Source organism: Micromonospora sp. KC723, from assembly GCF_004348595.1.
Classification (GTDB): domain Bacteria; phylum Actinomycetota; class Actinomycetes; order Mycobacteriales; family Micromonosporaceae; genus Micromonospora.
In genome coordinates, this window is the sequence record NZ_SMKD01000014.1 from 1 (window position 1) to 19,293 (window position 19,293).

Genomic DNA, 19,293 nt, shown 5'->3' on the forward strand with positions numbered 1-19,293 from the left:
GGGAGCAGGTGCTCACCACAGGTGGCGTGACCCGGCTTGTGGACCGGATGGAGATGGCCGGGTTGGTGGAGCGTGTCGCGGATCCCGGCGACCGACGGGGCCGGCTGGTGCGGCTGACCCCGCTGGGCGAGGAGACGGTGGTCCGCGCCTCCCGGGTGCACGTGGAGAACATCAAGCAGTACTTCCTGCAACCGCTGCCGGCCTCCCACCGCGAGCGCTTCACGGAGGATCTGCGGATCCTCAGCCACTCGGCGCGAGACGTGCTGCCGCGCCTGCGCTGACCATGCTGTGACCCGCATCACCTTTCAGGCCCCCCGCTGGATGGAAATACCTGACGCGTCAGATTCTGTTGAATCAGGTGAACCGCTCGCGCCGGGCGAGCGCCGCACAAGCTGGGAAAGCCATGAAGCTCGTTTACGTTTTCGACGCGTACTGCGGCTGGTCACACGGGTTCTCCCGCACCATGTCGCAGGTCGCGGCCAGGCACCCCGAGCTGCCCGTCGAGGTGGTGTCCGGCGGTCTCTTCATCGGGGAACGCCGGCAGCCCATCGGAAACTTCGGGTACGTACCGGCCGCAAACGCCAAGATCAGCGAACTGACCGGAGCCGATTTCGGGGACGGCTACCACCGCCTGATCGCCGACGGCTCATTCGTGATGGACTCCGAAGCTGCTGCCCGCGGCGTGGCCGCCCTGCGTCAGGCCGCCCCCGACCGAGCGGTCGAGCTGGCCGGGGCGCTCCAGCGTGCCTTCTACATCGATGGGCACAGCCTCTCCGCACCGGAGACCTACCGCACGGTCGCCGAAGCGGCCGGGCTCGACGCCGATGCGGTCGTCGCCGCCTTCCAGGAGCCCGCCGCGCAGGCCGCCGCCGAGGCCGACTTCCGCCGCGCCGTCGACCTGGGCATCGACGCGTACCCGACCCTGCTGGCCGCCGCAGGTCAACGAGTCGTCCCGCTCGCCTTCGGACACGCCACCGCCGACCAGATCGACCAACGCCTGGCCACCATCACAGCGACCACCACATCCTGACCACAAGTCCGCACATCCCGAGGAGCACCCAGTGCACACGCTCGACTTCACCATCTTCGACCTGGACTTCCCCGCCGGCAGCAAGAACAAGACCGCCGCCCTCGTCACCGGCCACAACGACGCGCTGCTGGTCGACGCCGGGTTCACCCGCGCCGACGGCCACCGACTGGTCGCCCACATTCTGGACTCCGGCAAGCGGCTGACCACCGTGTTCATCAGCCACGGTGACCCGGACTTCTACTTCGGGGCCGAGGCCGTCGCCGACGCCTTCCCCGACGCGGCCTTCGTCGCCACCCCGCAGACCATCGCGCACATCCACCACTCGTACGAGAGCAAGCTCAAGGCCTGGGCCGCGCTCGGCGCGAACCTTCCCACCCGGCTGGTCGACCTCACCCCGCTCACCGGCGACCTGACGCTGGAAGACCACCTGTTCCAGCTCCGCGGCGGACCGGCCGTGCTGCCCGACCGGCACTACCTGTGGCAGGGGCAGCACCGCGCCATCCTCGGCGGCGTTCTGCTCTTCCAGCGCGAGCACGTGTGGGTCGCCGACACCCCCAACCTGGAGCAGCGCGCAGCGTGGATCGCCCTGCTGGACGAGATGGCCGCCCTCGAACCGCAGTTGGTCGTGCCCGGCCACCGGCTACCCGACACGCCCGCCGACGCCAGCGCCATCACCGGCACCCGCGACTACCTGAACGCCTTCGAGGAAGAGCTGGGCAAGGCCGACGACGGCGCCGCGCTCACCCACGCCCTCACCACCCGGTACCCCGACCACGGCATGCTGATCGCCGCCCAGATCGGTGCCAAGGTGGCCAAGGGCGAGATGAGCTGGGGCTGAGCGATGACCGACTTCGCCACCTCCAGCGCCCCCGCCGACGTGGTACGCCGGCAGTACCTCGCCTCCGCCGCCGGTGACCTGGAAGCCCTACGCGCCACCCTCGCCCCCGACGTGGAATGGACCGAGATGGCCGGCTTCCCGCTCGCCGGCACCTACCGCACCCCGGAAGGGGTCACATCCAACGTGATGGAGCGGCTCGCCGCCGACTGGGACGACTGGACCGCCCACGACGACTCCTACATCGTCGACGGTGAGAACGTCGTCGTCCTCGCCCGGTACACCGCCACCAACAAGGCCACCGGCGAACCCATCCACGTCCGCGTCGCCCACCACTTCGTGGTGCGTGGCGGGCTCATCGTCCGCTTCGAACAATTCGTCGACACCGCCAAGGTACGCGAAGCCATGGCATCGTCGGCCGCCTGACGACCGCCAGAGCCGCCGCGCCCCGGATCCTGCGAACCCCAGTCATGATCACGCACCTCAAGCCATGGGCGGTCCACTCTTCGACGGCGCGTCCAGCTGTCTGGAGCAGGGGTTCATTGGCTCCGGCTTCTTGAGCGACGCGGATGACGGGGCGTCGAGGATATGCCACAGCTGATTGAGGGAAGGGGGCTGACCTCCTGCTGGCACCAGGTGGGCGCCGTGCTGCCTACCCGTATGCAGGGTGAGCCGTATCATGACTGCAAGACGAACTCCGAGCCCTCCGGCGGGCATGACGACACGACGGCGCAGCTCGCCTCGGTCGGCATCGCGGTGACTGAGGAAGGCAAGGAGCGGCGCGCCTGGTTCTGGACACCTCGGCGATCGTTGCTTTCACGGATGGCTCGGTTCCGGTGGGCAAGCTGATCGCCGAGGTGGATGACGAGGAGGGGCTCACCGGCCTGCCTGTGCTGTGTCTGGCTGAGCCGACTGGCCCGTGATGAGGCCCGCCTTACTCTGCTGGCGATGTGTTGACGGCCGCCGCTACCTGTCGACCGAGATGGCGAGCGGGTTCATCGGCCGGGTGATCGGCCTGCAAGCGCTGGGCGGCACGATCACCCTGCACGAGGTGCGCTACACCACGCGGTGAACCCCGTCATCCACCACCTGTCGCCGGGCCGGATCCGGGGGCGGGTGTCAGCGGTCCACAGCGGGCGCTCGACCTCCTCAGGATCTAGCAACTGGGCCGGAGCCTCGGCCGCGCCCCTTGATTCCTGACCGCCGTCCTGCGTGACGCAGGTAGGCTGCGGCGGCCGCTGCGGTGGTCGTGCCGATACCACCCACCGCGGTGTATGCGGCTGCTGGTGCGCCGAGCACCGCAAGCACCACGGTGACGGCCAGGCCGCAGCCGGCCAGCGACGCGCACAGGATGGCGATTCGATCGGCGGTCATAGTGTCCTCCAGAAGCGGTGTAGTGGCTTCAGGAGAACCCGTTCGGCGGTGTTCACCGCCGAACGGTGCACAGCGAGTGCGTCTGGGCGGTCACGACCTGGACTGACGACCGCGTCCCCGAACGCGGGCGGTGGACGCGGTGAACGGCGCAGGATCGATATTCTCGCCGAGTGAACACGCCAGCACTGTCCGGCTTCCACCGGGAGCTCGTTGACCTCCTTCTGCTGCTGCGTGCTGGGGCCGGTAACCCGTCCTACCGCGACCTCGCCAGACGGTCCAACGTCGCGGTTTCGACGGTCAGTAACGTGCTGAACGGTACGAAGCTGCCGACCCCGGAGGTCGCCAGGGCGCTGGCGGCGGCCCTCGACGCGAAGCCGGACAGGCAGGAGAAGGCTGGACGGTACGCCGAACTGGCCAAGAGGGACCGCCCGGCCCGCCGGGCCGGATTGCGTCCGTTTCCGTACCTCGAACAGGTCGAGAGGATTGTCCCGCCCAAGCTGCTGGACCGCGCCGAGGAACTGCGCGAGCTGGCCGAGTTCTGCCAGGGCGCCGGCGTCGCCGACTACACCTGGTGGCAGGCGCCGGCCTGGTCCGGCAAGACGTCGCTCATGGCCTGGTTCGTGCTGCATCCACCAGCGGGCGTGCGGATCCTGTCGTTCTTCGTCACCGCCCGCCTCGCAGGCCAGAACACCCGTGCCGCATTCGTCGAGGTGGTGACTGAGCAACTGGCCGTGATCCTCAACGAGCCAGCGCTCCGCGACCTGCCCGAGGCGACCCGCGAGCCACACCTGCTGCGCATGCTGGACGAGGCGGCCCGCCGCTGCAAGGACCGACTCGTCCTCCTCGTCGACGGACTCGACGAGGAACGCCGCGACGACGGCCACTCGATCGCCGCGCTTCTGCCTATCCGCCCCAAGTCCGGGCTGCGAGTCGTGGTCGCCGGACGCGGGCACCCGCCCATACCCGGCGACGTGCCGGCGCACCACCCACTCCGCGACCCCACCATCATCCGGCCCCTTCCGGCGGTGACCGCCGCCACGGCTGTCAAGGAGGAGGCGGAACGTGATCTCATGCGCATCCTGCGGGGCCCCGACGCAGGCCGGCGGATCCTTGGCCTGGTCACCGCCGCCGGCGGCGGCCTCACCACCGAGGATCTTGTCGACCTCACCCGCCTCGACCCGTGGGTGGTTGACGACCACCTGACGTCCGGTCGTGTCTACCAACGCTCATACCGCGGCGCCTACCAGCTCGCGCACGAGGAGTTGGTCACCCAGGCGACGCGGTTCCTGGGCGTTCGGAACCTCGACGAGCACCGTGGATGCCTGTTCGAGTGGGCAAGCCGCTACCGCGACGCCGGCTGGCCCGCCGACACCCCCGAATATCTGCTACATGAGTACGTGCCGATGCTCGACGCCATCCGCGACCTCGACACGATGGTGGCGCTCACCACCGACAGCACCCGCTACGACCGTATGCTCAAGGCCACTGGGGGCGATGCGACCGCCCTACGCGACGTCGCGTCCGCGCTCCGGCTTGCCGTCGAGCGGTCCGATCCTGGCGCCGCCTGCCTGCTGCGCCTGCATCAGCAGCGGCTCATCGGCCGCAATGTCCACGTGCCGGTCGGGCTGCCTGCGTTGTGGGCCGCCGTGGGGCAGCTGGACCGGGCCGTGGCGCTCGCCGACAGTCTCCGCGACGATGTCCGTCGTACGGCACGGGTCGAGATCGGGGCAGCCCTTGTCCGTGCCGGCGACCTGGCCGGGGCCGAGGCTTGGGCGGCGACGCACGATGATGACCGCCGTGAGCTGCTGCGGCGGATGGCCGAGACGGCGTGGACCGCCGAGGCACGCTCGTTGGTCGTACGGCTGGTCGAGGCGCTGCCTGCCCCTTCGACCGTGCTGCAGAGGGTCACGCGGACGGCCGTCGAGGCCGGCGACCTCGCGGGCGCCGAGGCCCTCCTCAACCTGCACCCCGGTGATGCGGTGGAGGCGCTCGCGCCGGCGCTCGCGGCCGCTGGCCGGATCGACGACGCAGAGGCGATGGCTCGTGCCGTCGTCAGCCCACGGGTCCGAGCCCGTGCTCTACACGGCGTGGCTCGCGCCGTCGCCGGAACTGGGAACGTCGACCGTGCCGCCGCCATCGCGGAATTGGTGCCATCTTCCTACGGCCACCGCAACGCGCTGATCTCGGTGGCTCGGCGGCTGGCCGGGATCGGGTACTTGGAGGCTGCGATCGCGTACGGACGCCGCCTGGATGAGGCGCTCTGGCCGATGCTCGCGATCCACATCGCCGGTGGCCGGCTCGTCCATGCCGTCACCACCGCTCCGGAACGCGTCGCCGACTTGGCCGAGCGGGTCGCCGCCGAACACCCGCGGCCGGCGATTGTGGAGGAGACAGCCGAGTTGCTCGCACCGGGCGGACGGATTGTCGAAGACGCCGCCCAACTGCTCAGCGAGGATGCGGACAGCGCATGGCTCAACTCGAACCTCATGCGACTCGCCAACGAGATCGCCCGGACCGGCCGGTACGCCGACGCGATGCGAATCGCCCGGCTCGTCGTCAACGACAAGGAACGCGCCGAGGCTGTGGACGTCGTCGCCCGCATCGCGCCGCGGGCCGCCGCTGCGGATGCCGTCAGCCACACGCCGGAGACCTTGGTCGCCGTCGGGCGGCGGCTGGCAGCTGCGGGCCGCGACGAGGATGCGACGGAGCTGGCCGTACGCGTCGAAAGGGCTGCTCGCCAGCGTCATGACGCGGCCACCGACCACCGCATCATCTCATCTCCGCCCAGGCGGGACCGTCGACCGTCGTCCGGAACCGGATGCCCGGCTGCCCTCGTCGGCGATCCTGACGGAATGGTCGAGCACATTCGATCCCTCGATGGCTCCCACGCCCAGGTCGATACCATCTTGGCGGCTATCGAGGCGATGTGTGAGGCCGGTGACGCCGACATCCTCGAACGCTTCGCCCGGCAGGTGGCAGGACGATCCGACGAGCTCACATCAGAGCTGGCCACAGTGGAAGCGCTCGCCTCGCTGGACGCGTTCGAGCCGGCTGAGGAATTCGCCAGGCGACTGTCGCCGCGGTACGCTCTCGCCGCCGTTGCCGAGGCACAGGCAGCACGCGGCAGTCTGGAACGCGCCGAGGCGCTCGCGGACGAGGTTGGCTCCGCACACCTCTACGGCACCATCGCCGCGAGCGCGGCGACCCGCGACGATGTTCCACGTGCTCGCCGTCTCCTTGCCCGCGCGGTTGCCGAGTCGGACTGGCAGCAATGGGTTCCGGTCATCGAACGGCTTGATCCGTCGGCCGTGCGGCGGGTCCGCACGCACGCGAAACGGCTGAGCCCAGGCAGTCTGAGCTGATCGGTGCCCGCCTGACAGGGCCCTCGACGACAATGCTCGGATGAGCGGTACCACGATCAGCGTCGGCCCCGTCCTGTTCGTGAGCCTGGCCGCGTTGACCCTGCTGGCGGCAGCCGTGTTCCGCTTGGCCGGGCTCGGCTCCGGCAAGGCCGTGCTACGCGCGGCGGCACGGGCGGTCCTGCAGCTCGGTGCGGTCTCCGCGGCGACCCAGCTGCTCATCCTTGTGGCGCTGCTCGCGGTCGAGGCGGTCGCCATCGGCACGACGGTCGCCCGAGGGATGCTGCGCCGATAGCGCCCTCGGGTTAGCGGGTAACGCCCGGACGGCGACGCCGGGCACGCAACAGCTCGATCGCGATCGGCAGCACGGAGACGACGACGATCGCTACGAGGATCAGTTCGATGTTGTCCCGGACGAACGCGATCTGGCCGAGGAGGAAGCCGAGTACGGTGACACCGCTGCCCCAGAGGACGCCACCGACGATGTTGTAGGTCAGGAAGGTCCGGTAGTGCATGTGGCCGGTGCCGGCGACGATCGGTGTGAACGTCCGTACCACCGGCACGAACCGGGCCAGCACGATCGAGCGGGCGCCGTACGCCTGGAAGAATTCCCGGGCCCTGGTCAGGTTGCTCTGTGTGAACAGCCTGGCGTCGGGCCGGCGGAACAGTGTCGCGCCCACCCGCTTGCCGAACAGGTAACCGACCTGGTCACCGAGGACCGCCGCCACCGACACCAGCAGGCACACCGGCCACAACGGGAGATGGAGATACCTGTCGCCGGCGATCAGCAGCCCGGTGGTGAACAGCAGCGAGTCGCCCGGCAGGAAGAAGCCGACCAGCAGGCCGGACTCGGCGAAGACGACGGTCAGGATGCCGAGCAGTCCGAACGTGGAGATCAGGTGCTCGGGATCCAGGAAACTGGGGCCCAGCGCCAGCGGGGTCTCTGTCACCACAGGTCGCCTTCCGGTGCGGTCGAGTTGCTGTGCGGTCGAGGGCGGGGACGGTCAGCGGTCATGGACTGGCCGGCCGCCGCGACTCCCGTGCCCGGCGCATGAGTCGTTCACCGGCGACAACCAGCGTGACGGCCGCCGCGCCGATCAACGCACCGGCGGCGATGTCGCCCGGGTAGTGCACGCCGACCCAGACCCGGGCGAACCCGATCACCGTAGCCAGCACCGTGAGCGCGATTCCCCAGGGCCGGGAGAGGAACACCCAGATCGCGAACGCCAGCGCGAAGGCCACGGTGGCGTGATCGCTGGGCAGGGAGGCGTCCGCCGCGTGCGGGATGAGCTGGTGCACCACGTGGGTCTGGAACGGCCGTGGCTCGTGGGCGAGCCGGCCCACCACCTGCCCGATCCCGAGGGCGAGGGCGAGCGACGCCCCGACCCGGAGCGGGACGGTCCAGGCACCGGACCGGACCAGCGCGCGCCCGGGCACCACCGTGAGCGCCGCCATCACGAAGATCAGCCAGGTCGCGGCCCACTCGAACACGTCGTCGACCAGGCCATGACTGCCCGCCCATCCGTTGACCACCGCGAACAGGTGGTAGTTCAACCCCGTCACCCCCATCGTCGCGACTCGTCCCGCCATCCCCTGACGGGATGCGCTCGTCATAGCTTTCCCCGACTCGGCTGAGAGGACGCTGAGTGAAACAGGGGTCAGGGCTGCCCGCCCCGGTCATGCGTGGCCAGCGGCAGGCGGATCCGTACGGTCAGCCCGCCTCCGCCGGGTCCGGCGGGGAGTGCGGTTACGGTTCCGCCGTGCGCGGCGACGATCTCCCGCGTGATGGCCAGCCCGAGGCCGCTGCCGCCGTCGGCCCGCGACCTGCTGTCGTCGAGTCGGACAAACCGCTCGAAGATCCGGTGACGCTCGTCGGCTGGTACGCCGGGGCCGTCGTCCCCGACATCGAGGTAGCCGTCGGGGCCTTCGGCCCAGACCCGCAGGACCACCTCGGCGCGCGCGTGGCGGGCGGCGTTGTCGGTGAGATTGCGCAGTGCCCGTCCGAGGTCGTGCGCGTCGCCGGTGACGCGGGCCGGGCTGATCTGCGTACGTACCAGCAGGTCGGGGTGGCGTACGGCGAGACCGTTCCGCTCGGTGTACGCCAGGTCGTCCAGGTCGACATCCTCCCGGCGCGGCGACAGGCCGTGCTCGTCGACCCGGGCCAGCAGCAACAGGTCCGAGACCAACCGACCGAGCCGTTCGGTCTCCCGCCGCATGAGTTGTACGTGGTGGCCGGTCGAACCGGGCAACTCGGTCAGGGCGAGGCGCTCCAGACCGGCCTGGATGGTGGCGAGCGGACTGCGCAGCTCGTGACTGGCGTCGGCGACGAACCGCCGCTGGCTGCGGGCGGCGACCTCCAAGCGGTCGAGCATGCCGTTCATCGTCTCGGCAAGCGCTGCCACCTCGTCGTGGGTGCCCGGCACCGGCACCCGGGCGTGCAGGTCACGCGCGGTGATGCCGGCGACCCGGCTACGAATGGCCTCGACCGGGCGCAGGGACCGCCCGACGAACCAGAACGTCGCCACGCCGACGACCACCAGCAGGATCGGCATTCCGGTGACGAGGACGGCGGTGACCACCTCCACGCTCTCGTTGACCGGTCGCAGGGACTGGCCGACGAGCACCGTACGGGGGCCGGCGGCGGTCGCCACTGCCGTGGCGACGATCCGGAACGGGTCTTCGCCGGCCACCGGAAGCACCCGCTGCTCCCGCAGACTCCGCCCGGTGGCCGGGCGCAGCGGTGACAGCGGGGCCTCGCCGGTCAGCACCGGCGAGGCGGCCTCCACCCGGCCGGCCGGGTCGAGGACCTGCACCACGGTCTGATCACCCGGGCCCGACCGGAGCAACTGCGTGACCTGCTGCTGGTCGCCGCCAGCGACGGCCGCCGCCACATCAGCGGCCCGCTGGCTCGCCGCGTCGTCGACGTTGCCGATCAGGGCCAGGCGGGCGACGAAGATGAAGATCGCGGCGCTGACCGCCAACGCGACGGCCACCACCACGGCGGCGGCCAGCGCCAGGCGCAGGCGTACGCCCATCCACCGCCGGACCCACCCGGCAGCGGCCAGGGCCGTTCGGCGCCAGCGGCGGTCAGCCACCGTCGGCCGCCAGGCGGTATCCCACGCCGCGCTCGGTCTGGATCGCGGTACGACCGAACGGCTGGTCGATCTTCTTCCGTAGGTAGCCGACGTACACCTCGACGATGTTCGGGTCGCCGTCGAAGTTCGCGTCCCAGACGTTGTTGATGATCGCCCGCTTCGAGACCACGTCCCCCCGGTGCCGCATCAGGAACTCGAGCAGCGCGAACTCCCGGGCGGTGACCTTGATCTGCGTCGAGCCCCTGGCCACCTGGCGCCGGGCGGGATCGACGCTCAGGTCCCCGGCGACCAGCACGACCGGACGTACCGGGGCGCCCCGCCGGACCAGTGCCCGTAGCCGGGCCACCAGCACCAGGAAGGAGAACGGTTTGGTGAGGTAGTCGTCCGCACCGAGATCGAGGGCGTCGACCTGGTCGTACTCTCCGTCCTTCGCGGTGAGCATCAGGACGGGAGTCCAGACGTCGCGTTCGCGCAGCTGCCGGCAGACCTCGTAACCGCTCATACCGGGCAGCATGACGTCCAGGATGATCACGTCGTACGGGTTCTCGGTGGCCGCCCAGAGCCCGTCCACTCCGCTGTGCTCGACGTCGACGGCGAATCCCTCGTCGACCAGGCCGCTCCGGACGATCTCGGCGAGGCTCGTCTCGTCCTCGACCACCAGCACGCGCACTCCGTACCTCCTCCGGCCGCCCGGCCGTCACCGGCCCGCACCGGTCGACACGTCTCCTACCAGGGTTATCCAGGACCGCTGAGTTTTCGCTGAGACTTCCGGAGAAGTGCGACTTCATCCAACGGACGGAAACGGTCACGGAGCATCAGCACGCCCCGCCGGCTCCGCGTCGCACGCCGAGTCGAACATCAGCTCGGCGGTCAGGGCGTCGTCATCGGCCGGCGGCCACGGCTCCACCACGGTCACCTCCGTTCGTGCGGGTCGCCGCCGCTCCGAGGAACGGGGCCAGCGCCGGGCACTCGCGCAGCCGGCGCAGGCAGCGGGCCTGGGTGGCCCGATGCTGCCGACCGGCATGCCCAGCCGTTCGGCGATCTCCCGGTAGCTCGGCGGCGGGTCGGCCGTCAGCTCCCGCGCCCCGGACGCGGCGGGCCCGGACGAGGAACTGCTGCGCGCGGAGCGGCGGCAGGCGCTGCGGGAGGGCTTCGCGCAGCTACCGCCGCGCTGTCAGGAGCTGCTGTCGCTGGGCGGCTGTAACGCAACCGCCGGCCCGGCCGATATAAGCGGCAGACAGACTTTCGTCGGTCTTCCCTCCAAAGAAAGGGGAACCCGCGTGTCCATCAAGACACGAGGCGCCCTCGTCACGGCCGGTGTCGTGACACTCGCCCTGATCGTCGCCACCCCACCGGGCACCGCCGGCGCGGTGACCTCGGCAACGGTGACGGTCGCCACCGTCGGCGGCAATCCCGTGAAGAACGGCAGGGTGTCGGCACCGTTGTCGGGTACGGTCGCGGTCGCCGGGAGGGCCAACCCCTCCGCCACGATCCCCGCCCCCTCGCCGACGCCGCTGGTCGCCGACGCCGGTGACAGCGCGTTCGTCGCCGCCGGCGAGCGTGCCGTCCTGCTCGGCTCGGCGTACGGCGGCACCGCCCCCTACCAGTTCACCTGGTCCAGCCCGAACGGCAAACTCGTCAGCCCCGACGCGTCCAGCACCGAGCTGGACACCGCCGGCCTGGCCGCGGGCAGCTACCCGGTGACCCTGACCGTGCGCGACGCAGCCGGGAAGTCCAGTTCGGACAGCGTACGCGTGGTGGTCTTCCGGTCCGGCCAGACCACGCTGCTGGACCGGACCGACAGCGACCTCACCCCGGGAACCGTCGCGACCGGGGAGCGGCTGGAGTTCGGCTTCACGGTGCCGACCGGGACCCGGCGGATCACCGTCAAGCTCTCCTTCACCAACGCCGCCAACGACTACGACCTGGAGGTGTACGACCCGACAGGCGTCCGGGTGGCGTCGTCCGGCGCGTCTGCCGGACAGCCGGAGGAGGCGGTGGTTTCCTCGCCCTCGCCCGGTGCCTGGCGGGCGGTCGCGGTCAAGTTCGCCACCGTGCCGCCGGAGCAGGTACGGGTCGTGGTGACCGGCGAGACCGGTGCCACCGACCCGCGGCCCGAGGTGGTGTCCGGCGGGCCCTACGCGTTCGCGACCGGTGCCGAGCAGGCGCTGCGCGGCACGGTCCGCGGCGGAGCAGCGCCGGTCGTCGCGGGCTGGGACCTCGACGGCGACGGGGTGTTCGAGAGCGCTGGCGGCTCGGTTACCGCACACCTGCCCGAGGGGCGGCACCTCGTGACGCTGAAGGCCACCGACGCGGCGGGACTCGAACGGCGCGAGACCACCAGCGTCCTGGTGGCCGACCCGGCGGTGATCGCTTCGAAGACCACACCGCTGACCGTGATCGGCATCGCCGACACCGGCATCAACCCGTACCACCTCGAATTCTCCGCGCAGACCTACCCGGACCCGGACGTTCTCGCGCTGACCAAGAACTTCACCCGGCACCCCAGCGACTACATCCCCGGCTATCCGAAGGACGCCAAGGCGCTGGACATCACGCTCGGCCGAGGCTACTTCCCGCCGGAGGACACGAAGCTCTGGTCGGGCAACACCACGATCCAGCCGGGCTCGATGTACTGGATCCCCGGCACGAAGATCATCGGAGCGGTGGACTCCGGCGGCTCGACCGGGGTCACCTCATCCGACGACCCGCATCCGATCCTGGACGACAACGGGCACGGCTCCGGGTCGGCCTCGGTCTCCGCGGGCAACCGGTACGGCTACTGTCCGACCTGCCTGCTGGTCGTGGTCGAGGCACTGGACGAATCCGTCGTGGCCCAACTGCCCTGGGTCGACATCTCCAGCAACTCGTTCGGCTACGTCGGCGGCGCGCCCGTCGGTCCGGTCTCCAACGGCCAGGAGGTGACCAAGCGGGCGGCGGAACGCGGCCAGACCACCCTGTTCGCCGCCGGCAACGGGGTCGGCAACGCGTTCGACGTTCCGGTGAGCACCTGGCACTCCGACCAGACCGGCCCGGACTGGAACATCACCGTGGGCGCGATCCGACGCGACAACCAGCGGGCGATCGTCGGTGACGGCATCCCGGTACACCTGTCGTCCTGGGGTGACGGCAACCTGCCCTCAGCCTGCCGGTCCGGCACCGTCGGTCAGTGCGCCTTCGGCGGCACCTCCGCCGCCACGCCGTACACCGCAGGGGTTTTCGGCGCGGTGCTCGGCCAGGTTCGCGCCGCTCTCGGCGACGGCGCCGCGGGGCAGCGCCCCGGACAGGCGGTGGCGGTGGGCGTGCCCCGCACGGAGAGCGTCTACCTCGCCGACGGCAAGCTGACCCGCGACGAGCTGCGGCAAGCCGTACTCAAGAGCGCGCTGCCGCTCGGGCGGGACAACACCGGGGCGCCGTACGCGTACCCGCTGACCGCGCCGTACACGGGCGAGCCGAACGTGCTCTTCGAGGGGTACGGTGCCGCCACCCCGGCAGCCGCCCAGCGGGCGATCGCCGTCCTGCTCGGCGAGACGCAACTGCCCGAGCGGCCGTTCGAGGACCAGTTCTTCGCGTACGACCGGGCCGTGCGGGACACGCTGTGGGGTGGCTTCGACCGCGACGGCGACGGCAAGGCCGACTCCTCGGCGCTCGCCAGCGGGCTCGGCGTGGACCTCGCCGACGTGGCCACGTCCGCCGGCGCGCTGTCCGTACTGCAGAAGGTCGCGGCGGCCACGTCGCCCGCGGCACAATCCAGGCTCCAGCCGCTCGGTGACAACACCCTGTCGTACTGGCTGCACCGCCGTGTCGCGTCGACACCCGGCGTGACGGGCTGCGCGGCGACGAACAACGAGCAGTACATGGACCGCGCCAACCGCCCGGGCGACCTGGAACCCTGCTTCGAGTCCCGGGTCACGTCGGTGGTCGCGGCGTTCCGGCCGGTGGGCATCTTCGCCGGTACGGACACCCTCGACGCACCGCTGCCCGCCGGGTCGACGGTCAACGTGGAGCTGTACATCGCCGGTGAGACACCCACCGTGATCCGGCCGGTCGGCGTACTCATGGCCACCGACCGCGAGATCGGCACCGGCGAAGGGCTGGCCCAGCCGGTGCTCGGCAGCGGGCCGGGCGGCGCGGCCTGCGCCACCCTCGGCGAGACCTGCTGGACCCGGTACGCCTTCTCGTACCGCACCACCCGGCCGGCGTTCACCGGGGAGCAGCTCACGTTCCAGGTGCAACTGCTCGGAGCGCGGTCGTGGGCATTCGGGTTCGAAGGCCAGCACGCTTCCCGCGTACAGATCACGCCCGCGCCGCTGCCCCCGGCCGGGCTGGATTTCGGGGTGACGGTCGACTCGCCGGCGGGCGGGAGTGCGGTGTCCGAGGACGAGACGGTGTTGGCCGGCGGGAGGTACGCGGTCCCTGACCTGGGCGAGGACCCGACCGGCGCGGGCGACCACCCGAGCCAGCGCCGGGTCGAGGTATCCGTCGACGACGCGTCGTTCGGCAACCCGGTGAAGGCGGTGCTCGACCCGGCGACCGGCACCTGGTCGCTGTCGCTCGGCAGGCTGCCGGTTGGTGAGCACACCATCTACGCCCGGGCGCGTGTGGACAGCACCACGTCGGCGGTTACGGCGAGCACGTTCAGGGTGGCACCGAACGCGGTGGTGCAGTGGCAGGTGGTGGACCGCAACGGCGCGGCCGACCACACCGGGTGGCGGGCAGTCGAGGGTCTGACGGACTGGACCTTCAACGTCGACACCCACAGGTACGACTCCGGCCCGAAGATGATCCTGGTCCGCTTGGTCGAGCGGGACATCGAGACGGCACGCGACGCCGTGCAGGTCAGGTTCCGTTAGCCGTACGCCGGTCGCCGGCCGGGTTGGTCAGCTTCTTGGCCCGGCGAGTGTCGTCCCACGTGCCTGATCAGAGCGTCCCCCACGTAGCTCCTGCTAGGTGGGGGACGCTTCGCTCTGTCACTCCGCTCCTGGGAGCGGGCTGTCAACTGGCACCATTGGCGAACCGAACCCCCAACACCGCCGTACCGGCCGCCGACGGGGCGAAGCCGGCCGGCAGGTTGACCCCGACGCTGTTGACGTGCAACGCGGTGTCGGTGAGCTGGCTGCCGTTGAACAGCCGCCGCACCGGTGGGGTGACCAGAACCGGCACGCCGCCCCTGTCCCGCACCTGACCGACCGTGGAGGTGAGGTTGCTGCGGAAGGCCGACGCGGTCCGCACCGGCCGACACGTGCCGGGGCAGGACCTGTCCCCACCCGGTGTACGGGGCGGTCGGCTGGTCGAAGAACCGTAAAGTCGCCGGCCAGGCAGACGCCGAGCGGATTGCTGGCCGCCTGGACGGTCAGACCGGACAGTGTCGGCGCGGCCCCGGCGAAAGGTGATGCTCGACCCCGGGTAACCGGCGCCCACCAATCGGCAGATTGGAATGGCTTGGGCCGGGGTGCCGGAACCGGCCCGGCCGGGGGGTGCGCAGCCCGGCTCAGCCCGGCAGGTCGCCGGCGGACGGCGGCAGCCCGGGCAGCACCGGCAGCAGCGTCGGTGCGCCCGACGGCGGCAGCAGGGTGGGCAGGGGCAGCGAGCCGCCGTCTGGGAGAGGGGTGCGACCACCCGGCGTCGGCGAGGGCGCCGGCGAGGTGAGCTTGGGGGTCGTGCCGCCGGGGGCAGGTTCCCGGGTCAGGGTGGGGCCGGGCGTCGGGATGCCCGCGGAGGGCACGCCGGGCGATCGCGTCGACAGCGCCTCGAGCAGGTCACGGTGCACCGCGTCGAGTTCGGCGCCCAGGCGGGCGGTGGTGGCGGGATCGTCGATCGCCGGGAGGTCGCCGCGCGCCCGGTCCACCAGCTGCCGCGCATTGTCGAGCTGACCCGAGTCGACGGCGGCGCGGGCGCGGACGAGGCTGTCCTCGACGCTGCGTACCTCGGCCTGCCCCGGATACAACACGCGGGTCAGCGACCACAGCGGGCTGCCCGGCCCGGCCGTACGGCTGGCCACGCCCAGCCCGACGGCGAGGGCGGCGAGGGCGACCACGGCTGCGGCGACCCGCAGGAACCGGCCCCCGAGCCGCGCCGGCGTGGCCGCAGGCGTGGCGGCCCACGGATCGACGGCGGGCGGGGCCTCCTGCGGATCAGCGCCGAGATCGGCGTGCCAGGCAGCCAGCATCGAGGCGAGGTCGTCGCCGGCCGGGACCGGCTCGCCGCGGCCGAGCGCGTCGAGCAGCCGGTCGTCCCGGGCGATCGTCGCCAGGTCCAGCTCCTCGCCGCCGTCGGGCCTGTGCTCCCTCATGCCGCCACCTCGCCGAGTGTGTCGCCTGCCAGCGTACGGAGGCGGGCGAGCGCCCGGGACTGGGCCACCCGGACCGCGGCCGCGGTCATGCCCACGATCGTGCCCACCTCCTCGGCGGACAGGCCGACCGCCACCCGCAGGACGACGATCTCCCGCTGCGCCTCCGGCAGGCGGTTGAGCAGCACCGTCAGTCGGCGGGCGAGGTCGGTGGCGACGGCTCGCTGCTCCGGCCCCGGCTGCGTGTCCGGTGTCTCCAGCGGCGGTTCGGCGGCGGAGACGGTGGCGGCACGTACCGCCGCCCGCTGCGCGTCGGCCACCTTGTGCCCGGCGATTGCGTAGACGAACGCCGAGAACGGCGTGCCCTGGTCGCGGTATCGCGGCAGGGCGCGAAGCACCGCGAGGCAGATCTCCTGGGCGACGTCGTCCGCGGTGGTGTACCCGCCGCCGATGCGACCCAGCCGCGCCCGGCAGTAGCGCACGAGCCCGGGCCGGACCTCGGCGAGCAGGGCCGCGAGGGCCGTCTGGTCGCCGCGGGCGGCCCGGTGCACGAGCTCGGGCTCGGTCGTGGTGGTCATCGCGTCGGGGGCACCTTCGTTACCAGCGGGTTACGGGGCACGGTATCGAGCCCTGCCCTTCTTGCATAGCTCACGGTCGGTGCGCGGCCATCACCCAAAGTAGTTGTTACGCCCGAGCGGGCCGCCGCGATGTCCCAGTAGCGAGAGGGGAGGGGCGCGTGGGCGTCGAGGTGGCGGTGCGCGGGCTGACCAAGTCCTTCGGTGGCCAGCCGGTCTGGTCCGACATCAGCCTGACCCTGCCGGCTGGTGAGATCTCGGTGCTGCTCGGCCCCTCCGGCACCGGCAAGTCGGTGTTCCTCAAGACCCTGGTCGGGCTGCTGCGGCCGGACCGGGGTGAGATCTGGATCGAGGACAAGAATCTTCCCGCGCTCTCCGAGCGTGGCCTCTACGAGGTCCGCAAGCTGTTCGGCGTGCTGTTTCAGGACGGCGCGCTGTTCGGTTCGATGACCATCTACGACAACGTCGCCTTCCCGTTGCGCGAGCACACCCGCAAGACCGAGGCCGAGATCCGGGCGGTGGTCGACGAGAAGCTGGACATGGTCGGGCTGACCGGCGCCGAGCGGAAACTGCCGGGTGAGATATCGGGCGGCATGCGGAAACGTGCCGGGCTCGCCCGGGCGCTCGTCCTCGACCCGCGGATCATCCTGTTCGACGAGCCGGACTCCGGACTCGACCCGGTGCGCACCGCGTACCTCAACCAGCTCATCATCGACCTCAACCAGCGCACCGAGGCGACGTTCCTGATCGTCACGCACGACATCAACACCGCCCGGACCGTGCCGGACAACATCGGGCTGATCTACCACGGGCACCTGGCCATGTTCGGGCCCAGGGAGATGCTGTTGTCCAGCACCGAACCGGTCGTGCGGCAGTTCCTCAACGCCCAGCGGATCGGACCGATCGGGATGGCCGAGGAGAAGGACGCCGAGGAGTTGCAGGCCGAGGCGCAGGCCGGAGCGGAGCTGCCGCCGCTGCCGCCCATCCCGCCGCAGTTGCGGCCCACCGACGGTCTGCCCCGTCGCGCCGAGCGACCCGCCGGGCAGTGGTGCCGGGAACACGGCATCACGCCACCGCCCGGTTCCTTCACGGGCACACCGGCCGCCGAACGTCCCACCGGGGGGGAGATCCCGGTGCAGCCTCGCCGAGAGGGTTCCGGATGAGCGACACCCGAGCCCCCGTCCGCGAGGTGGGCCAGTTCCTCGCGTTCTGCCTGGACACCCTGCGCGGGCTCGGGCGGCGGCCGGTGCAGGTCCGTGAGTTCGTCCAGCAGGCGTGGTTCATCAGCTCGGTCTCGATCCTGCCGGCCGCGCTGGTGGCGATCCCGTTCGGCGCGGTCATCGCGTTGCAGCTCGGCTCGCTGGTGCGGCAGCTCGGCGCGCAGTCGTTCACCGGGGCGGCCTCGGTGCTCGCCGTTGTCCGCGAGGCCGGGCCGATCGTGACCGCCCTGATCATCGCCGGCGCGGGCGGCTCGGCGATCTGCGCGGACCTCGGCTCCCGGAAAATCCGCGAGGAGCTGGACGCGATGCGGGTGCTGGGCATCGATCCCGTCCAGCGACTCGTGGTGCCCCGGGTGCTCGCCTCGATGCTGGTGGCGGTCCTGCTCAACGGTCTGGTCAGCGTCGTCGGCGTCACCGGCGGATACCTGTTCAACGTGGTCATGCAGGGCGGCACCCCCGGCGCGTACCTGGCCAGCTTCCAGGCCCTCGGGCAACTGCCCGACCTGGTGGTCGGTGAGATCAAGGCGCTGTTGTTCGGTGCCACCGCCGGGCTCGTCGCCTCGTACAAGGGGATGACCGCCCGGGGCGGCCCGAAGGGCGTCGGCGACGCGGTCAACCAGAGCGTGGTGATCACGTTCATGCTGCTGTTCGCGCTGAACTTCGTCGTCACCGCCGTGTACTTCCAGGTCGTACCGCAGAAGGGGACGTGACGTGCCGGTGCTGCGACAACTCGACGACCTCGGCGGCCAGCTCGCGTTCTACCTGCGGGCGTTCGCCTGGGCGCCGCGCACGGTCCGCCGCTACCGGCGGGAGGTGGTGCGGCTGCTGGCCGAGGTCAGCTTCGGCACGGGCGCCCTCGCGGTGCTCGGCGGCACCGTCGGCGTCATCTGCTTCCTGACCTTCTTCACCGGCACCGAGGTCGGCCTACAGGGCTACCAGGCGCTCAACCAGATCGGCAGCAGCGCGTTCACCGGCTTCATCTCGGCGTACTTCAACACCCGGGAGATCTCGCCGCTGGTGGCCGCGTTGGCGCTGTCGGCCACCGTCGGCTGTGGGTTCACCGCGCAGCTCGGTGCGATGCGCATCTCCGAGGAGGTGGACGCCCTGGAGGTGATGGCCGTGCCATCGCTACCGTTCCTGGTCACCACCCGGATGATCGCCGGGTTCATCGCGGTGATCCCGCTGTACGTGATCGGCCTGCTCTCCAGCTACCTGGCCACCCGCACCATCGCCGTCGGCTACTTCGGGCAGTCGGCCGGCACCTACGACTACTACTTCCACCTCTTCCTACCGCCCGGCGACGTTCTCTGGTCCTTCGGCAAGGTGCTGGTCTTCAGTCTGATCGTGGTGCTCGTCCACTGCTACTACGGCTACACCGCCAGCGGCGGGCCCGCGGGCGTCGGCGTCGCGGTCGGGCGGGCCGTCCGGCTGGCCATCGTGGCCGTCAACATCGTCGACTTCTTCCTGTCGCTGGCCATCTGGGGAGCGACCACCACCGTCCGGATCGCGGGGTGAC

17 protein-coding genes are annotated in these 19,293 nt (G+C 71.1%); 10 read left to right on the forward strand and 7 right to left on the reverse strand.

Going from position 1 to position 19,293, the window contains the following annotated elements; translation table 11 throughout:
- The 6 genes from E1165_RS05610 to E1165_RS29735 form a co-directional block, all read left to right on the forward strand.
- The coding region (locus tag E1165_RS05610) for a MarR family winged helix-turn-helix transcriptional regulator (protein WP_132388410.1) at positions 1–281 on the forward strand (281 nt) is incomplete at its 5' end.
- Between the two features lie 122 nt (positions 282–403).
- Positions 404–1,030, forward strand: a complete 627-nt coding sequence (locus E1165_RS05615; RefSeq protein ID WP_132388412.1) for a DsbA family protein — start codon at positions 404–406, stop codon at positions 1,028–1,030.
- Between the two features lie 31 nt (positions 1,031–1,061).
- Positions 1,062–1,868 (forward strand): MBL fold metallo-hydrolase, encoded by an 807-nt coding sequence (locus E1165_RS05620; protein ID WP_132388414.1) that lies wholly within the window; start codon positions 1,062–1,064, stop codon positions 1,866–1,868.
- A gap of 3 nt (positions 1,869–1,871) precedes the next feature.
- Entirely contained in the window at positions 1,872–2,291 is a 420-nt protein-coding gene (locus E1165_RS05625; protein ID WP_132388416.1) for a nuclear transport factor 2 family protein, read from the forward strand.
- A gap of 1,118 nt (positions 2,292–3,409) precedes the next feature.
- The gene (locus E1165_RS05630; RefSeq protein ID WP_132388418.1) at positions 3,410–6,601 is read left to right on the forward strand and encodes a helix-turn-helix domain-containing protein; all 3,192 of its coding nucleotides are present in this window, start codon (positions 3,410–3,412) and stop codon (positions 6,599–6,601) included.
- A gap of 40 nt (positions 6,602–6,641) precedes the next feature.
- Positions 6,642–6,893, forward strand: a complete 252-nt coding sequence (locus tag E1165_RS29735; RefSeq protein WP_243704600.1) for a hypothetical protein — start codon at positions 6,642–6,644, stop codon at positions 6,891–6,893.
- Between the two features lie 10 nt (positions 6,894–6,903).
- Here E1165_RS29735 and E1165_RS05640 read toward each other — a convergent pair whose 3' ends face one another.
- The 4 genes from E1165_RS05640 to E1165_RS05655 form a co-directional block, all read right to left on the reverse strand.
- Complete coding sequence (locus E1165_RS05640; protein WP_132388420.1) at positions 6,904–7,548, reverse strand: DedA family protein; 645 nt, start codon at positions 7,546–7,548, stop codon at positions 6,904–6,906.
- A gap of 61 nt (positions 7,549–7,609) precedes the next feature.
- Complete coding sequence (locus E1165_RS05645) at positions 7,610–8,188, reverse strand: phosphatase PAP2 family protein (protein WP_165945150.1); 579 nt, start codon at positions 8,186–8,188, stop codon at positions 7,610–7,612.
- 68 nt (positions 8,189–8,256) lie between these two features.
- On the reverse strand, positions 8,257–9,633 hold the full coding sequence (locus tag E1165_RS05650) for a cell wall metabolism sensor histidine kinase WalK (RefSeq protein ID WP_132388424.1): 1,377 nt from the start codon (positions 9,631–9,633) through the stop codon (positions 8,257–8,259).
- 52 nt (positions 9,634–9,685) lie between these two features.
- The gene (locus tag E1165_RS05655; RefSeq protein ID WP_132388426.1) at positions 9,686–10,363 is read right to left on the reverse strand and encodes a response regulator transcription factor; all 678 of its coding nucleotides are present in this window, start codon (positions 10,361–10,363) and stop codon (positions 9,686–9,688) included.
- Between the two features lie 610 nt (positions 10,364–10,973).
- On the opposite strand from E1165_RS05655, the gene E1165_RS05670 reads away from it, so the two are divergent.
- A complete protein-coding gene (locus E1165_RS05670) occupies positions 10,974–14,546 on the forward strand; it encodes a S8 family serine peptidase (RefSeq protein WP_132388428.1) in 3,573 nt (1,190 codons plus the stop codon).
- A 142-nt stretch (positions 14,547–14,688) separates the two neighbouring features.
- Here the strand turns inward: E1165_RS05670 and E1165_RS29455 are convergent, their stop codons facing one another.
- From E1165_RS29455 to shbA, 3 genes are all read right to left on the reverse strand, one after another.
- Positions 14,689–14,925 (reverse strand): hypothetical protein, encoded by a 237-nt coding sequence (locus E1165_RS29455; protein ID WP_207916615.1) that lies wholly within the window; start codon positions 14,923–14,925, stop codon positions 14,689–14,691.
- Between the two features lie 259 nt (positions 14,926–15,184).
- Positions 15,185–15,985 carry an anti-sigma-D factor RsdA gene (locus E1165_RS05680; protein WP_132388430.1) on the reverse strand — a complete coding sequence of 267 codons (801 nt, stop codon included), beginning with the start codon at positions 15,983–15,985 and terminating at the stop codon, positions 15,185–15,187.
- The gene (gene shbA, locus E1165_RS05685) at positions 15,982–16,560 is read right to left on the reverse strand and encodes an RNA polymerase sigma factor ShbA (protein WP_132179229.1); all 579 of its coding nucleotides are present in this window, start codon (positions 16,558–16,560) and stop codon (positions 15,982–15,984) included. The genes E1165_RS05680 and shbA overlap by 4 nt, the downstream gene beginning before the upstream one ends.
- A 158-nt stretch (positions 16,561–16,718) precedes the next feature.
- Between shbA and E1165_RS05690 the strand changes: the two genes are divergently transcribed.
- Genes E1165_RS05690 through E1165_RS05700 form a run of 3 tightly spaced genes read left to right on the forward strand, consistent with a single transcriptional unit; the run spans position 16,719 to position 19,292 of the window.
- Positions 16,719–17,720: an ABC transporter ATP-binding protein gene (locus E1165_RS05690; protein ID WP_132388432.1), complete on the forward strand. Its 1,002-nt coding sequence runs from the start codon at positions 16,719–16,721 to the stop codon at positions 17,718–17,720.
- Complete coding sequence (locus tag E1165_RS05695) at positions 17,717–18,487, forward strand: ABC transporter permease (RefSeq protein ID WP_132179225.1); 771 nt, start codon at positions 17,717–17,719, stop codon at positions 18,485–18,487. The genes E1165_RS05690 and E1165_RS05695 overlap by 4 nt, the downstream gene beginning before the upstream one ends.
- Position 18,488: 1 nt before the next feature.
- Complete coding sequence (locus E1165_RS05700) at positions 18,489–19,292, forward strand: ABC transporter permease (protein WP_132179223.1); 804 nt, start codon at positions 18,489–18,491, stop codon at positions 19,290–19,292.
- Position 19,293: the final 1 nt, after the last annotated feature.

Bases quoted from the DNA above. Each gene is read 5' to 3' on its own strand.
- E1165_RS05695 (WP_132179225.1), top strand. From the start codon at position 17,717: ATGAGCGACACCCGAGCCCCCGTCCGCGAGGTGGGCCAGTTCCTCGCG.
- shbA (WP_132179229.1), bottom strand. From the start codon at position 16,560: ATGACCACCACGACCGAGCCCGAGCTCGTGCACCGGGCCGCCCGCGGC.
- E1165_RS05650 (WP_132388424.1), bottom strand. From the start codon at position 9,633: ATGGGCGTACGCCTGCGCCTGGCGCTGGCCGCCGCCGTGGTGGTGGCC.
- E1165_RS05645 (WP_165945150.1), bottom strand. From the start codon at position 8,188: ATGGCGGGACGAGTCGCGACGATGGGGGTGACGGGGTTGAACTACCAC.
- E1165_RS29735 (WP_243704600.1), top strand. From the start codon at position 6,642: ATGAGCGGTACCACGATCAGCGTCGGCCCCGTCCTGTTCGTGAGCCTG.
- E1165_RS05625 (WP_132388416.1), top strand. From the start codon at position 1,872: ATGACCGACTTCGCCACCTCCAGCGCCCCCGCCGACGTGGTACGCCGG.
- E1165_RS05615 (WP_132388412.1), top strand. From the start codon at position 404: ATGAAGCTCGTTTACGTTTTCGACGCGTACTGCGGCTGGTCACACGGG.
- E1165_RS05680 (WP_132388430.1), bottom strand. From the start codon at position 15,985: ATGAGGGAGCACAGGCCCGACGGCGGCGAGGAGCTGGACCTGGCGACG.